The sequence below is a fragment of the Octadecabacter sp. SW4 genome, assembly GCF_008065155.1.
Classification (GTDB): Bacteria; Pseudomonadota; Alphaproteobacteria; order Rhodobacterales; family Rhodobacteraceae; genus SW4.
Window position 1 is genome coordinate 1111697 of record NZ_CP042819.1, and the last position, 15106, is coordinate 1126802.

General features: G+C 60.8%; 14 protein-coding genes. 12 read left to right on the top strand and 2 right to left on the bottom strand.

Going from position 1 to position 15106, the window contains the following annotated elements; translation table 11 throughout:
* The first annotated feature begins 68 nt into the window (after nt 1–68).
* From FTO60_RS05570 to FTO60_RS05585, 4 genes are all read left to right on the top strand, one after another.
* Entirely contained in the window at nt 69–1019 is a 951-nt protein-coding gene (locus FTO60_RS05570) for an MBL fold metallo-hydrolase (protein WP_148055034.1), read from the top strand.
* 72 nt (nt 1020–1091) lie between these two features.
* The gene (locus tag FTO60_RS05575; protein WP_148055035.1) at nt 1092–1541 is read left to right on the top strand and encodes an isoprenylcysteine carboxylmethyltransferase family protein; all 450 of its coding nucleotides are present in this window, start codon (nt 1092–1094) and stop codon (nt 1539–1541) included.
* Between the two features lie 127 nt (nt 1542–1668).
* The gene (locus tag FTO60_RS05580) at nt 1669–3240 is read left to right on the top strand and encodes a Re/Si-specific NAD(P)(+) transhydrogenase subunit alpha (protein WP_148055036.1); all 1572 of its coding nucleotides are present in this window, start codon (nt 1669–1671) and stop codon (nt 3238–3240) included.
* A 12-nt stretch (nt 3241–3252) separates the two neighbouring features.
* Nucleotides 3253–4686 (top strand): NAD(P)(+) transhydrogenase (Re/Si-specific) subunit beta, encoded by a 1434-nt coding sequence (locus FTO60_RS05585; protein ID WP_148055037.1) that lies wholly within the window; start codon nt 3253–3255, stop codon nt 4684–4686.
* Here FTO60_RS05585 and FTO60_RS05590 read toward each other — a convergent pair.
* Complete coding sequence (locus FTO60_RS05590) at nt 4683–5240, bottom strand: pseudouridine synthase (protein ID WP_197738517.1); 558 nt, start codon at nt 5238–5240, stop codon at nt 4683–4685. The two genes, FTO60_RS05585 and FTO60_RS05590, sit on opposite strands and share 4 nt — an antisense overlap.
* Nucleotides 5241–5548: 308 nt before the next feature.
* Between FTO60_RS05590 and FTO60_RS05595 the strand changes: the two genes are divergently transcribed.
* The 6 genes from FTO60_RS05595 (at nt 5549) to FTO60_RS05620 (ending at nt 12636) form a co-directional block, all read left to right on the top strand.
* On the top strand, nt 5549–6727 hold the full coding sequence (locus tag FTO60_RS05595; protein ID WP_148055039.1) for a type III PLP-dependent enzyme: 1179 nt from the start codon (nt 5549–5551) through the stop codon (nt 6725–6727).
* 101 nt (nt 6728–6828) lie between these two features.
* A complete protein-coding gene (locus FTO60_RS05600; RefSeq protein ID WP_254696898.1) occupies nt 6829–8121 on the top strand; it encodes a DUF3422 family protein in 1293 nt (430 codons plus the stop codon).
* 74 nt (nt 8122–8195) lie between these two features.
* Nucleotides 8196–9464: a hypothetical protein gene (locus tag FTO60_RS05605; protein ID WP_148055040.1), complete on the top strand. Its 1269-nt coding sequence runs from the start codon at nt 8196–8198 to the stop codon at nt 9462–9464.
* Nucleotides 9465–9472: 8 nt separating this feature from the next.
* The gene (locus FTO60_RS05610; RefSeq protein ID WP_148055041.1) at nt 9473–10822 is read left to right on the top strand and encodes an FAD-binding oxidoreductase; all 1350 of its coding nucleotides are present in this window, start codon (nt 9473–9475) and stop codon (nt 10820–10822) included.
* Nucleotides 10823–10879: 57 nt separating this feature from the next.
* Nucleotides 10880–12040 (top strand): M20 aminoacylase family protein, encoded by a 1161-nt coding sequence (locus tag FTO60_RS05615; protein ID WP_148055042.1) that lies wholly within the window; start codon nt 10880–10882, stop codon nt 12038–12040.
* Nucleotides 12040–12636, top strand: a complete 597-nt coding sequence (locus FTO60_RS05620) for a cyclopropane-fatty-acyl-phospholipid synthase family protein (RefSeq protein WP_148055043.1) — start codon at nt 12040–12042, stop codon at nt 12634–12636. Before FTO60_RS05615 ends, FTO60_RS05620 begins: the two co-directional genes overlap by 1 nt.
* 3 nt (nt 12637–12639) lie before the next feature.
* Here FTO60_RS05620 and moaA read toward each other — a convergent pair whose 3' ends face one another.
* Nucleotides 12640–13644, bottom strand: coding sequence for a GTP 3',8-cyclase MoaA (moaA, locus tag FTO60_RS05625; protein ID WP_148055044.1), 1005 nt, complete (start codon nt 13642–13644; stop codon nt 12640–12642).
* A gap of 85 nt (nt 13645–13729) precedes the next feature.
* Between moaA and FTO60_RS05630 the strand changes: the two genes are divergently transcribed.
* Nucleotides 13730–14239 carry a D-galactarate dehydratase gene (locus tag FTO60_RS05630; RefSeq protein ID WP_172623811.1) on the top strand — a complete coding sequence of 170 codons (510 nt, stop codon included), beginning with the start codon at nt 13730–13732 and terminating at the stop codon, nt 14237–14239.
* A 1-nt stretch (nt 14240) separates the two neighbouring features.
* Nucleotides 14241–15095, top strand: a complete 855-nt coding sequence (locus FTO60_RS05635; protein ID WP_148055045.1) for a YihY/virulence factor BrkB family protein — start codon at nt 14241–14243, stop codon at nt 15093–15095.
* Nucleotides 15096–15106: the final 11 nt, after the last annotated feature.

The window sequence follows — 15106 nt, forward strand, 5'->3', positions numbered from 1 at the left end:
GGTGCAATGGCATTTGACAACGTATTCACTTGATGGAATGTGTTTAGAGACACATCGGAGGATCCGTCATGAGGAAATTCGCCACCACGGTCGCGCTGGCGGTCTGCGCTGCACCCGCATTCGCCAATGAAGAAATCGCCGACAAATACCCGCAGTCGGAACTTTACGACAGCCCCGTCGAGGTGATCCCGCATGTGTTCACCGCCATCGGCGCGACCGCCCCGCCGACCTATGAAAACGCGGGCCACAACAACAACCTGTCGTTTGTTGTGACGGGCGCGGGCGTGGTCGTGGTGAACGGCGGCGCTTCGGCACGACTGGCCGCAGCACTCCACGACGAAATCAAGCGGGTGACGGACCAGCCCGTTGTCCTTGTGATCAACGAAAACGGGCAGGGGCACGCGATCCTGGGCAATTCCTATTGGGCGGATCTGGGCGTTGATATTCTGGCGCACGTCGATGCCATCCAAGAGGTGACGGAAAACGGTGCTTTTATCCTGCAGGGGATGCAGGCCTATAACCGTGATCGCGCCGAGGGCACCCGCGTCGTCATTCCCAACCTGTCCTTCGAGGACCGCTATGATGTGACCATCGGCGAGGTCACATTCGAGATCCTGCACCTTGGCCCGGCACATGGTCCGGGTGATACGCAGGTCTGGATTCCGCAATGGGATATCATGATCGCAGGCGATATCGCCTTTCACGAACGTATGCTGCCGATCTTTGCCGATACCTGCACAAGCTGCTGGATCGAAACATGGGAGACCGCGCTTGAACCGCTGGCCCCGACCTATGTGATCCCCGGACACGGGCACCCGACCAATCTGGCACAGGTGCGTCGCTACACGCTTGATTATCTGGTCGATCTGCGCGCCAAGATCGGCGAACATATCGACGCGGGCGGGGATTTGACAGATGCCTATTATGTGGACCAGTCCAACTGGGCGATGCTGGATACCTTCGAGGAACTCGCGACCAAAAACGCCGGTCGTGTTTACGAAGAAATGGAATGGGAATAGGGGGTGGGTTGAAACCCACCTTACGGGAGGTCCATGTAAGGTGGGTCTTGCCCCACGCAATAGGATGCCGCGATGAAATGGATTGATATGCCCCCGGTCTGGCTTTTGGCCGCGGCTGTTGTGACGTGGTTCATCGGGCGGGCCGCGCCTTTGGGCTTGTCATTCGGCGGCACCTGGTCCGATTTCGCGGGCGGTATCCTGATCGGTGGTGGGCTGATCCTGCTGGTGCTGGCGGTCACGGAAATGCGCAAGCGCCGCACAACCATCATTCCGCACCGCGATGCGGATGTCCTTGTCACTTCGGGCATATTCAAGCGCTCGCGCAACCCGATCTATCTGGGGGATGCACTGATCCTGCTGGGGCTGATCCTGCGCTGGGACGCGCCATTGGCCCTGCCACTGGTGCCGGTCTTTGTCTGGGTGATCGAGCGCCGTTTTATCATCCCCGAGGAAAACCGCCTGCGCAGCAAGTTCCGCCAGGAGTTTTACCGCTACACCCAAAAGACCCGTCGCTGGGTTTAAGTGCGGGGATGTGCAAGGAAAACGTCAGCTGTTAGCGCTTAGGGAGCCTGTTGCACGGCCTTTGCCTTGTGAATCGCCCAACCAGCCGCTAACCAAACCTAACTGCTTTCACCAAGGGGGATGATCCGTGAAAATCGGTGCACCAAAGGAAACATATGAAGGTGAGAACCGTGTCGCAATGACACCGGCCTCGGCTCTGGATTTGCAAAAGCTCGGCTATGACTGCGTGATCGAGACCGGTGCAGGGGCCGCAGCGGGTTTTTCCGACAAGGCCTATAAGGACGCAGGCGTATCCGTGGCAAAGACCGCCGCCGCCCTGTGGAAGGCCGCCGATATCGTGGCCAAGGTGCGCCAGCCCGATGCGACCGAGATGAAGCGGTTGCGCGACGGGCAGACGCTGATTTCCTTTTTCAACCCCGCCGCCAATGACGCCGGGATGAAGGCCGCCAAATCCAAGGGCGCCAATGTCATCGCGATGGAAATGGTGCCGCGCATCAGCCGCGCGCAAAAGATGGACGCGCTGTCGAGCATGGCCAATATCGCCGGTTATCGCGCGGTGATCGAGGCGGGTAATAACTTTGGCCGTTTCTTTACCGGCCAGATTACCGCAGCGGGCAAGGTGCCACCGGCCAAGGTTCTGGTTGTCGGCGCAGGTGTCGCCGGGCTGGCCGCGATCGGCACCGCGACCTCGCTTGGCGCGATCACCTATGCGTTCGACGTGCGCCCCGAAGTGGCCGAACAGGTCGAAAGCATGGGCGCGCAGTTCGTATTCCTTGATTTCGAGGAAGAACAGCAAGATGGCGCCGCCACGGGCGGTTACGCCGCAGTTTCGTCGCCCGAGTTCCGCGAAGCGCAACTGGCTAAATTCCGCGAACTGGCCCCCGAGGTCGATATCGTCATCACCACCGCCCTGATCCCCAACCGCGAAGCGCCCGAGCTGTGGACCGAGGACATGGTCAAGGCGATGAAACCCGGATCGGTGATCGTGGATCTGGCCGCAGAAAAGGGCGGCAATTGCAAGCTGACCGTGCCGGATGAAAAGATTGTCACCGACAACGGCGTGACGATTATCGGCTACACTGATTTCCCCTCGCGCATGGCCGCGCAGGCCAGCACGCTTTATGCCACGAACATCCGCCACATGATGACCGACCTGACCCCCCAAAAGGACGGGCAGATCAATCACGACATGGAAGATGACGTGATCCGCGGCGCGACCGTGGCCTATAAGAACGAAATCACCTTCCCGCCGCCACCGCCCAAGGTGCAGGCCATCGCGGTGCAAAAGAAAGAGCCCGCAAAGGAACTCACCGCCGCGGAAAAGCGCGCCAACGAAATCGCCGCCTTCAAGACGCAAACCCGTAATCAGGTCACATTGCTGGCCGTGGGCGCGGCGCTGTTGCTGGGCGTCGGCCTTGTGGCACCTGCCAGCTTCATGCAGCACTTTATCGTCTTCGTGCTGGCCGTGTTCGTCGGGTTTCAGGTCATCTGGGGCGTGGCACACAGCCTGCACACCCCGCTGATGGCTGTCACCAACGCGATCAGCTCGATCATCATTCTGGGCGCGTTGATGCAGATCGGATCGGGGTCGTTCCTGGTGATCCTGCTGGCAGCCTTGGCGGTATTCATGACGGGCATCAATATTTTTGGCGGTTTCTTGGTAACACGGCGGATGCTCGCCATGTTTCAGAAATCCTAAGGGGGCGGATCAATGGAATTCGGTTTCACAACAGCGGCTTATGTGGTCGCAGCGGTTCTTTTCATCCTCTCGCTGGGCGGTCTTTCGGGGCAGGAAAGCGCGAAACGCGCGGTCTGGTATGGCATTGCTGGCATGGCGCTGGCCGTGGCGGCCACGCTGGTCGGTCCGGGGGCGGGCTATTGGCTGCTGTCGATCCTGCTGATCGCGGGGGGCGGTGCAATTGGCTATCAACTGGCGACCCGCGTGCAGATGACGCAAATGCCCGAACTGGTCGCGGCGATGCACTCGCTGGTCGGTCTGGCGGCCGTCTTTGTCGGGTTGATCGCCCATATCGAACTGACCCGCGTGCTGGGGATGAGTGGCGATGAACGTGCCGGGCTTGAAGGGTTTGCCGCCCTGCTGGCGAAAAAGGACGGCGTGGAAATCAGTATCCTGCGGGTCGAATTGTTCCTTGGTGTCTTTATCGGTGCCGTGACATTCACCGGTTCTGTCATCGCCTATGGCAAGCTGGCGGGCCGCGTGGACAGCGCTGCCAAAAAGCTGCCCGGCGGGCATATGCTGAACGCGGCGGCGGCGGTGATTTCGGTCCTCGCCCTGATCTGGTATTTCAACACGGGCGCATTTTTCCCGCTGTTCATCATGACGTTGGCCGCCTTGTTCATCGGCTACCACCTGATCATGGGGATTGGTGGCGCTGATATGCCGGTGGTCGTGTCGATGCTCAACAGCTACTCGGGCTGGGCGGCGGCGGCGATCGGGTTCAGCCTTGGCAACGACCTGTTGATCGTGGTCGGGGCGCTTGTCGGCTCGTCCGGCGCGATCCTGTCCTACATCATGTGTAAGGCGATGAACCGCAGTTTCGTGTCGGTGATTTTGGGCGGATTTGGCGGCACATCCGGCCCGCAGATGGAAGTCGAAGGCGAACAGGTCGCGATCGAGGCCGACGGCGTCGCCGCGGCCTTGAACGAGGCCGACAGCGTTATCATCATCCCCGGTTACGGCATGGCCGTGGCACAAGCGCAGCAAGGCGTCGCCGAACTGGTGCGCAAACTGCGCGCCAAGGGCAAGAACGTGCGCTTTGCGATCCACCCCGTTGCGGGGCGTTTGCCCGGTCACATGAACGTGCTGCTGGCCGAAGCCAAGGTGCCCTATGACATCGTCATGGAAATGGACGAAATCAACGCTGATTTCCCCGACACCGACGTGGCTATCGTGATCGGGTCCAACGACATCGTGAACCCTGCCGCACAGGATGATCCCAACAGCCCCATCGCCGGAATGCCGGTGCTGGAATGTTGGAAAGCCAAGCAGGTGTTCGTGTCCAAACGCGGGCAGGGCACCGGCTATTCCGGCATCGAAAACCCGCTGTTCTTTAAGGAAAACACGCGGATGTTCTATGGCGATGCCAAGGCGAGTTTGGACAAGCTGCTGCCGATGATTGACTAGGGTGGGTTTTCACCCACCTTACGCCAGTCCCCGGGGCCTAACCCCTCCAGTGACCAATCGCCAATCCGCCAGCGCACCAACCGCAGGCAGGGAAATCCAATGGCGGCGCACATGCGCCGCACCTGACGGTTGCGCCCTTCGCGGATGGTGATTTCCAGCCAGGTATCGGGCACGGATTTGCGAAATCGCACAGGTGGGTCGCGCGCCCAAAGGGTGGGTGGGGCGATCAGGCGGGCCTTGGCGGGGCGGGTCGGACCGTCTTTGAGGGTCATACCGCTGCGCAGCGGCGCCAGGGTGTCCTCATCAGGCGCGCCTTCGACCTGCACCAGATAGGTCTTCGCCATTTTGTGTCTGGGATCAGCGATACGCGCCTGTTCGCGCCCGTCATCTGTCAGCACCAACAGGCCTTCGCTGTCGCGATCCAGCCGCCCCGCCGGGTAAACACCGGATGGCAGCCCGAACCCCGACAGGGTAGGGCGCTGCGTCGGGCTGCCTGTGTCGGTGAACTGGCACAGCACGCCAAAGGGTTTGTTGAACAGGATCGTGGCCATGATCTGCAAATAGCGGGGTCTGCATGATATTGGCAAGACATACGCCTGCGGCGGGCAGGGTGGGGGCCTTGCCCCCTCTTGGCGTGCCGCCAATTCACCCCCGCAGGTATTTGCGGCTAGATGAAACGGGTGCGGGGATTATTTTCAAACGGGGTGAATTTTTTTCTTGCACGACTCGCGCTTTGGTCCGATATGCGCCCTACAGACGCCAACGCACGCGCCTCTGGCCTCGGTCCTAGATGTGTTTATGCAGCGACGGTAACGTCTCCTTTTGGAAGTGAGCGGTCATATATGGCCGGGTCTTATTGGAGATGACCATGACACTGCAGTTTGCTGACGCCCTGGCGTCCGTTTCCGTTCCTGTTCCTTCGCGTCTTGAGGCATTCGCCGCGACTGTTGTGGTTGATCGCCCAACCCTGTTGATCGACGCGTCCCGCGTGGCGTTACAGTATCGCGCGTTGAAGGCCGGTCTGGGCCACGCCGACATCCACTATGCCGTCAAGGCAAACCCGACCCGCGAGATCATTTCGACCCTTGTGTCCCTGGGCAGCCATTTCGATGCAGCCTCGCGCGGCGAGATCGAGCTGTGCCTGTCGCTGGGGGCCCACCCCGCGCACATCAGCTTTGGCAACACCGTGAAACGCGCCGGCGATATCGCATTCGCCCATGCCGCAGGGATTGACCTGTTCGCCGCCGACGCCGAGGCCGAGTTGGACAAGATCGCCGCCAACGCCCCCGGCGCGCAGGTTTACATCCGCCTGATCGTCGAGACCTCCGAGGCCGACTGGCCCCTGTCACGCAAATTCGGCTGTGATCGCGACATGGCGCTGGCCCTGCTGGATCATGCCCGCACGATTGGGTTGCGCCCGGTGGGTTTCTCGTTCCACGTTGGCTCGCAGACGCGCAAGTCATCCATGTGGGGCGTGACCCTGGATGTGATGGCGGGGATCTGGCACGCCGCGATTGCGGCCGGTCACGATCTGACAGTCCTGAACATCGGCGGTGGGTTTCCTGCCTTTTATGGCGAAGCAATCGAGGCCCCGACAGCCTATGCCGCCGGTGTGATGGCGCAGGTCGATGCGCGCTTTGGCAAGGTTGCCCGCGTCATGGCCGAACCCGGCCGCGGACTGGTTGCCGAAGCCGGATTGATCGTGGCTGAATGCCTGCTGGTCAGTCGCAAGTCGGCCCGTGACATGCACCGCTGGGTCTATCTGGATATCGGCCGCTTTTCCGGCCTTGCCGAAACCGAGGGCGAGGCGATCCGCTATGAATTCATTACGTCCCGTGATGGCGATGCAACCGGCCCCTGCATCATGGCAGGCCCGTCCTGCGACAGTGCCGATGTGCTTTACGAAAAGCGCCCTGTGATGTTGCCGCTGTCATTGCAGGCCGGTGATCGGGTGCTGATCCGCAATACCGGTGCCTATACCAGCGCGTATTCTTCGGTTGGATTCAACGGCTTCCCGCCGTTGGATGTCATGGTCATCTGACAAAAGGCGGCGCGCGGTATACAATCGTGTGCCGCTAACCCTTTGTGCGCGAAAGGTTTTTCTGGTTTACAGGTCGCGCTTTTCAGCTAGGGTGGCGTGACATGACAGGACGCCCGATGCCGATTGCCGACCACCCTTTGCGCTACCTTTTGGCCAATGAACTGCACGCCCGCCCGTTCCCGACGGTCGCGGCACCCAGCCGCGCCGCCTATCTGGCGATCAAGCCTGCGCAAAACGGCGCGGGGCGTGATCGCGCCCTTGATCGTGCGCATCTGCTGGCATTGCTGGATCGCTATGGCGCGGCCCATCCGCAGCCTGATGCCACGCATTATTCCGGCCAATTGGGCAAGCATTTCCTGAAATGGGAAAGCCACACCGAATTCGTGACCTACACCCTGTTTGGCGAGGGGAACGGCGACCGCCCTTTCGATGCCGCAACCTTTGGCGTTTTTCCGGCGGATTGGCTTGATGCGGCGCCCGGTGTGCGCATCACCTCGGCCCTGATCCACATCGAGCGTGAAAGCGACGACGCCGTGATCACCGACAAGGTGCGCGATTGGTTCGTACCCGAAAGCCTGGCGATTTCGCGTGTTCTTGAAGACCAACTGGTTATCGCGGGGGATTTCCGGATTGATCCCGCGGGCCACATGCGCTTCGCCGTCTTTGCCCGTGACGGGGCGGGGGACCGCCGCGTGGGCCGTGTGGTGCAGCGTATCTGCGAGATTGAAACCTACAAGGCCATGTCGATGTTGGGGCTGGCGCGGGCGCGCGATCTGGGGGGGCGACTGGGTGAAATGGACAATCGTCTGACCGCCCTGGTCGGTGATATGTCGGGCACACCGTCCCGCCCCGAGGACACGTTGACAGACCTTCTGCGCATCGCCGCAGAGCTGGAAAGCATCGTCCATAATTCAAGCTTTCGCTTTACCGCAACGGGGGCTTACGAATCCATCGTCAATCAGCGTATCGCCGTGCTGCGCGAAGAACGCTTTATGGGGCGTCAGACATTCGCCGAATTCATGATGCGCCGCTTTGATCCGGCCATGCGCACGGTGGCGTCAACGCAGGCCCGCCTGCAAGCCATGTCGGACCGCGCCCTGCGTGCGGGCGATCTGTTGCGCACGCGGGTCGATGTCGAACGCTCGGCGCAAAGTCAGGCGCTGCTGGCGTCAATGGACCGGCGCGCCGATATGCAGTTGCGCCTGCAAACCACCGTCGAAGGGCTGAGCGTGGTCGCGATCAGCTATTATGGCGTGAACCTCGTGGCCTATATGATCTATCCGCTGGCCACGTCTTTGGACCTGTCCAAGGGATTGCTGACGGCGCTGATCACCCCGCTTGTGATTGCAGCCGTCTGGTGGGGCGTGCGGCGTATTCGCAAGGCGATGCATTAGGCTTGTCCAAAGGACTTGTGTCACGGCAAGCAAACATATTTCATCGCCCCGATCTGTAAAATCAAGGAACTGTTATGGCACAGGAAAAGCCGACCAAAATCGTATCCATGCGCGCCGTGGACCTTGGATATGTAGGGTTGGAGCTTAAGACCTACCGTGCGGGGCCCGCTCAATTCGAAATCGTCGGCCAAGCACTCGACATAAATGTTGCACCAAAGTCATATGATCTTTTTGGGTACCCCAAGCCGGAAATCTGCATGACAATTGATGCGGATCAGTACCAGCGCTCGTTTCTGGGTACTCGCCACACGATCCCTGAATGGCTATTGGTGCGCGATGTCTGGGCGAGTATCGGCGAGTTTGGCGTCTTGCGAATCCTTACGGCGTTTGAACTCGCACCGGACGCACCCGTCGCAACGATGGACGACCTGATTTCGCTGTCCCATATTGTCGGTCAGACCTCACCAAACGATGTGTTGTTGTATCGCGCCGTTGCTTGCTGGCTCGAGGCGAATGTGTCCTACCAATCCGGCCCGCTTTGGCCGCTTAACCTGGTTCCATCGCCGCAAGATGACGCCAATCTGAATGAATGGACTCAGCACCAATCCCTGATGTGCGAGGAAATGGCATGGCGTAGTACCCATATCCTTGATGATACAAATCGATGGGCGAGCCTTGTTTCGGGCAAACAGGCCAAGACTTGTGGATTCAACCATTACGCTGATGATCAGCTTGCCCGTGTGTCGGTAAGCAAACTGCAGCCTTTGAACGCAATATACCTCTGGGACACGCCGAACCGGACGATGGACCAAATTTATGACGCTCTCATGGTATTTAGTTTGCCGCAGGTTCAACGCACGATGCTCGAATTCGATCGCCAAAACGCGGCAAGCCTTGCACTGCGGACCTCAAATTTTGGGACGCCTGCGCTCGCAAGCGGGGAGGTGCTGAAATACATATCGGAAACAGGAGTGTATCTGGCGCGTGTGCCGAGATACCGGTCTTTCTTTCCCAATGATGTAAAAGAATGGTTCGACGCGAACATGGTATACTATCGCGTTGACGAGGAAACGTCAGGACTACAGCGCGACATCGCGAACCTGCGCACCGCCCAAAGCGCACGAAATGAAAGGCGCTCCAGTCGCTTCAACCGCTCCGTTACTTTTATTGGACTTTTGTTCACGAGCTTGTCATTTATTTCGACCGTGACGGCCGTCTCGCAGTTTTATTACGGCGATTCCAGCGCGCTTGACCCATTCGAAAAGACCATGCTCTTGGGGTTGAGTCTGTCCTTTGGTTTGATAGCGTTGCTTTGGCTCTTTTTGTCGACCCGGCGTCGTTAGGCGGGCTTATGTGCATACCCTTTCCGATCTCTGAAAGCAGCCCCGTTGAACACGCAGCGAAACTGCCTGCCACAGCTGACCTTGTGGTGATCGGTGGCGGTGTGATTGGGGTCATGACCGCGTGGTTTGCGGCACAAAAAGGGCTGCGCGCTGTTGTGCTGGAGAAGGGCCGCGTGGCGGGCGAACAATCCAGCCGCAACTGGGGCTGGATCCGTCAACAGGGGCGCGATCCGGCGGAACTGCCGGTGATGATCGAGGCCAATCAGCACTGGCGCGCGCTTGACCCGCAGGTGCAGGCCGAAATCGGGTTGCGCCAGACCGGCACGCTCTATCTGGCGAAAGACGCCGCTGAAATGGACCGGTTCGCGGCATGGATGCCTCATGCCCGCGCCCAAGATCTGGACACCGTTTTGTTGACCAGCGCGCAGGTCGCCGCGAAAATTCCTGACGCCGCGCACAGCTGGGCGGGCGCGATGTGGACCGCCAGCGATATGCGCGCCGAACCTTGGGTCGCAGTGCCGGCCTTGGCGCGTGCGGCGGCCCGCGCCGGGGTGCAGATCGTGGAAAACTGCGCCGCGCGCGGGCTGGACAGGGCGGCGGGCCGGGTCGGCGGTGTCGTCACCGAGCGGGGCACGATTTCTTGCGACAGGGTCGTGCTGGCGGGTGGAGCGTGGTCCTCGCTGTTTTTGCGTCGCCACGGGATCAACATTCCGCAGCTTTCCGTGCGCGCGACCGTGGCCGCGACGGAACCCCTGGCACAGGTCTATGACGGCGGCGCGGTCGATCACCGCTTTGCCTTTCGCCGCCGCGAAGACGGCGGCTATTCTCTTGCCCCCGAGGGTTTTCACGAGATGTTCGTCGGCCCGGATGCCTTTCGCGCCCTGCGCCGCTACCTGCCGCAAATCTGGGCCGATCCAATGGGCACCGCCTATCGCCCCGCCGCGCCGCGCGGATACCCTGATGCCTGGGGCACGGCGCGCACATGGGCCGACACGGATGCGACCCCATTTGAGAGAATGCGCGTGCTGAATCCCGCCCCGAACGCGCGCAAGGTCGCCCAATTGGCGCGCCTGTTCGCGCAGACATTCCCCGATGCGGGTGCGGTCACAATTAAATCGGCATGGGCGGGGATGATCGATTCAATGCCCGATATGGTGCCTGTCGTGGATCGCGCCGATGCCATTCCCGGGCTGATCATTGCCACGGGCATGTGCGGCCACGGTTTTGGTATTGGCCCCGGGTTTGGCCGCGTGCTGGCCGATATGGTCGCGGGCGATGATCTGGGGCATGACATGCGCCGTTTTCGCCTGTCGCGGTTTTCGGACGGATCGAAACTGGAAACCGGACCCAACCTCTGACACTTGTGGCGGGGGCGGCAATGGGACAGGATCATGCCAATTAACCGGAGGCCCCAGATGCCCGTCAAGAACCGCTTTGCCGAACTGCTGCCCGACATCGCCGCGTGGCGCCGCGACCTGCACGAGCACCCCGAAATCCTGTTCGACACCCACCGCACAAGCGCCATTGTCGCCGAAAAACTGCGCGCCTTTGGCTGTGACGAGATCGTCACCGGGATCGGCCGCACGGGTGTCTGTGGCGTGATCAAGGGGAAAAGCAATAAATCGAGCAAGGTCATAGGCTTGCGCGCCGACATGGATGCGCTTCCCATCCACGAGGCCACGGGGCTGGATTATGCCAGCAAGGTTGACGGGGCGATGCATGCCTGCGGCCATGACGGGCATACCTCAATGTTGCTGGGGGCTGCGAAATATTTGTGTGAAACCAGGCAGTTCGATGGCACAGTTATTGTGATATTTCAACCTGCCGAAGAGGGCGGCGGCGGTGGCAAGGAGATGTGCGATGATGGCATGATGGCGCGTTTCGGCATCGCGGAGGTCTACGGCATGCACAACTGGCCCGGCGTGCCGCTTGGGCAGTTTGCAATCCGGCCGGGGCCGTTCTTTGCCGCCGCCGATCAGTTTGACATCGCGATCGAGGGCAAGGGCGGCCATGCAGCCAAGCCTCATGAGGCGATTGATACAACGGTCGTCGCCGCGCAGACCGTTGTCGCGCTGCAAACCATCGCCAGCCGCAACGCCGATCCGGTGAAACAACTGGTCGTATCGGTGACTTCGTTCGAGACCGACACCAAAGCCCACAACGTCATCCCCCAGCGGGTGCATCTGCGCGGCACGGTGCGCACGCTCGATAGCGACATACAGGACATGGCCGAACGCCGCGTCCAGGAAATAGCGACCCTCACGGCGCAAGCTTTCGGCGCGCGCGCACGTGTTGATTACCGCCGTGGCTATCCGGTCATGGTCAACGCCGAAGAACAGACCGCGTTTGCCGCCGAGGTGGCGCGCAGCGTGTCGGGCCAGTGCGATGATGCCCCTCTGGTCATGGGTGGCGAGGATTTTGCATTCATGGCGCAGGAACGCCCCGGTGCCTATATTCTGGTTGGCAACGGTGACAGCGCCCCAATCCACCACCCCGAATACAACTTCAACGATGATGCGATCCCCGCAGGCTGTAGCTGGTGGGTCGGCATCGCCGAACAACGGATGCCTTTGTGATGTGGGAAGATCGTTATCGCCAGCAGGACGACTATTTGTTTGGCACCGAACCTGCCGGATTTCTGGTGGAAAATCCGTGGGTTGCGTCTGATTGTGGCACTGCCCTCTGTGTCGCGGACGGCGAGGGGCGCAATGCGGTTCACCTGGCCCGCCTTGGGCTCGCCGTCACATCCTTTGACTTGTCGCAGACGGCTGTGGCGCGGGCGCGTGATTTGGCCACGCAGCATGGTGTGACGCTGGCGACATCGGTTTCGGACTGGGCCGCATGGGACTGGTCGCGCCAATTTGATCTTGTGGTGGGTATCTTTATCCAGTTTGCCGATCCGGCCGTGCGCGTGCAGCAATTTGCAGATATGCGCGCGGCCACGCGCGCAGGCGGGCGCATCGCTCTGCACGGCTATCGCCCCGAACAAGTCGCGCTGGGCACGGGCGGCCCGCCGCATGCAGCAAATATGTATACCGACGCCCTGCTGCGCGATGCCTTTGCCGGTTGGCGGATTGACAGGCTCGCCAGCTATGAACGCGACGTCCAGGAAGGGCGCGGCCACAGCGGTAAATCCGCCCTGATTGATCTCGTGGCGACAAAACCGGGCTAGCGGCTAGCCGCCTGTATGGCTCATGTGTCGTGCGACCTGCCCGTCTACGCTTTGGCGTGAATAGTCAAAGTCGTGGCCCTTGGGTTTCAGGGCAATCGCGGCGCGGATCGCGTTTTCAAGATGCGCGTTGTCGTCCGATGCGCGCAGGGGTGCGCGCAGATCGCTGTGCCCGTCCTGACCAAGGCAGGTATAAATCTCGCCGGTGCAGGTGATCCGCACGCGGTTACAGCTTTCGCAGAAATTATGGGTCATCGGGGTGATCAGGCCAATTTTCTGGCCGGTTTCCCCAACCGAAATATAACGCGCCGGCCCCCCGGTATTCAGCGCCAGATCGGTCAGCGCGAACCGCTGCGCCAGACGCGCGCGCAGGTCATCAAGTGACCAGTATTGCGTGATCCGGTCTTCGTTGCCGATATCGCCCATCGGCATCACCTCGATGAATGTCAGGTCCATATCGCGGGTCGCGCACCAGTCTAGCAGGGTAAACAGCTCGTCTTCGTTAAAGCCTTTCAGCGCGACGGTATTGATCTTGACCCGCAGACCGGCCCTTTGCGCCGCATCAATGCCCTCCAGCACCTGCCGCAGGCGGCCCCAGCGGGTGATTTCGGCGAATTTCGCTTCATCCAGCGTATCAAGCGACACATTCACGCGGCGCACCCCTGCGGCAAACAGATCATCGGCAAACCGCGCCAACTGGCTGCCATTGGTCGTCAGCGTCAGTTCCTTGAGGGCGCCGCTGTCCAGATGGCGCGACATCGCGTCGAAAAACGTCATGATCCCGCGCCGCACAAGCGGTTCGCCCCCGGTGATGCGCAGTTTTTCCACGCCAAGGCCGATAAAGGTGCTGCACATCCGGTCAAGTTCTTCGAGGGTCAGCAGGTCTTTTTTCGGCAGGAAGGTCATGTTTTCGGACATGCAATAGACGCAGCGAAAATCACAGCGGTCCGTCACCGAGACCCGCAAATAGCGGATCGCGCGGGCGAATGGGTCAATCAGGGGCATGTCCATGAGCAGAACCTAAGTCCGGGCAAGGGTGCGCGCAAGGGCACATCAAGCCATTGTCAGCCCGATTGCGACACCCTACCTTGGCGCCATGAAAAAACTTGTGCCCGTTTTGGCGCTGCTGTTAAGCGCCTGTTCCTCCCCCTCGTTGCAAGGGATTTTTGCGATGCCAGGCGACGCGGCTGTCGATGCCGCCGTAGCCGATGCAGCCGCCGAAATCGCCGATCTTGAGCCTGCCGCCGTTGATCCGACACCACCCCCTCCACCCACGGCGCGCACGGTCGACCAGTTTGATACCACCACCGCCGAGGACCGCGCCGAGGCCCTGTCCGCATCCCAAGATGTGGGCGAACGCGCGTTAGGGAGCACGATTGCATCGCTCGGATCACCCACCGACCCCGGAATCTGGCTGAAAACACCCTTGGTCGGCGAAGTGATCCAAGGGCGCGTTCAATATCCCGACAACGGAAAATCCATCAACATCGAGCTGCGCCCCTCGGGCGGGGTCGTTGGCGCGGGCAGCCAGATCAGCCTCGCGGCCATGCGCCTGCTTGAGGCGCCCCTGACCGGTCTGCCGGAATTGCTGGTCTTTGCAAACTAGTATGCTCCCCCGCGTATGGCGCTTTGGTCGCGCGCTGATGGATACAGCGGGCGAACAGAATGTCGGGCTGATTTCTGCCGGGATCGCGTTTTACGGGTTGTTTGCGGTGTTTCCGGCGATGGCCGCGTTGATCGCGATTTTCGGGCTGATGGCGGACCCGACGGTGGTTTATGCGCAGCTTGAACTGTTGGCCGAATTCATGCCCGCGGGGGCCTATTCACTGTTCGAGGCGCAGTTGACCGGCCTGCTGAACACCCAAAGCGGCACGCTGGGCTGGGCCACTTTGGTATCACTGGGGATCGCGCTCTGGTCGGCGCGGGCCGGTGTGGCGGCGCTTGTGCTGGGGTTGAACGCCATTTTTGGCACCCCCAATCGGGGCGGGGTGCGCCACGCACTTGTGGCGCTCTTGCTGACGGTGTCGCTGATCGGCATGGCCATCGTCGCCCTGTTCATGGTGGTGATCGCGCCCATCGCGATTGCGCTGCTGCCATTGCAGGCCGAAACCGAACAATTGCTTGAGGTGATCCGCTGGACTGTTGCGCTTGTGTCACTTTTGGCGGCACTTGGTCTGCTTTACCGATACGGACCGAACCGGCGAGGATCGCGCATGTCGTGGCTGACACCGGGTGCCTTGCTGGTGGTGCTGGCATGGCTCGGGGCCTCGGCCGGGTTCTCTCTCTATGTCACGAATTTCGGCAGCTATAACGAAGTCTACGGGTCAATCGGGGCGGTGATCGCGCTTTTGATGTGGCTTTATATCAGCGCCTATCTGATCTTGCTGGGGGCGGTGATGAACGTGACGCTGGAACGCATGCGCGCAAAAAAAACGCCACCCGATGACCCGCCGACCGGCTAAAATACAGTCAA

Bases quoted from the DNA above. Each gene is read 5' to 3' on its own strand.
- FTO60_RS05605 (WP_148055040.1), top strand. From the start codon at position 8,196: ATGGCACAGGAAAAGCCGACCAAAATCGTATCCATGCGCGCCGTGGAC.
- FTO60_RS05615 (WP_148055042.1), top strand. From the start codon at position 10,880: ATGCCCGTCAAGAACCGCTTTGCCGAACTGCTGCCCGACATCGCCGCG.
- FTO60_RS05610 (WP_148055041.1), top strand. From the start codon at position 9,473: ATGTGCATACCCTTTCCGATCTCTGAAAGCAGCCCCGTTGAACACGCA.
- FTO60_RS05585 (WP_148055037.1), top strand. From the start codon at position 3,253: ATGGAATTCGGTTTCACAACAGCGGCTTATGTGGTCGCAGCGGTTCTT.
- FTO60_RS05575 (WP_148055035.1), top strand. From the start codon at position 1,092: ATGAAATGGATTGATATGCCCCCGGTCTGGCTTTTGGCCGCGGCTGTT.
- FTO60_RS05635 (WP_148055045.1), top strand. From the start codon at position 14,241: ATGCTCCCCCGCGTATGGCGCTTTGGTCGCGCGCTGATGGATACAGCG.
- moaA (WP_148055044.1), bottom strand. From the start codon at position 13,644: ATGGACATGCCCCTGATTGACCCATTCGCCCGCGCGATCCGCTATTTG.
- FTO60_RS05595 (WP_148055039.1), top strand. From the start codon at position 5,549: ATGACCATGACACTGCAGTTTGCTGACGCCCTGGCGTCCGTTTCCGTT.
- FTO60_RS05570 (WP_148055034.1), top strand. From the start codon at position 69: ATGAGGAAATTCGCCACCACGGTCGCGCTGGCGGTCTGCGCTGCACCC.
- FTO60_RS05630 (WP_172623811.1), top strand. From the start codon at position 13,730: ATGAAAAAACTTGTGCCCGTTTTGGCGCTGCTGTTAAGCGCCTGTTCC.
- FTO60_RS05620 (WP_148055043.1), top strand. From the start codon at position 12,040: ATGTGGGAAGATCGTTATCGCCAGCAGGACGACTATTTGTTTGGCACC.
- FTO60_RS05600 (WP_254696898.1), top strand. From the start codon at position 6,829: ATGACAGGACGCCCGATGCCGATTGCCGACCACCCTTTGCGCTACCTT.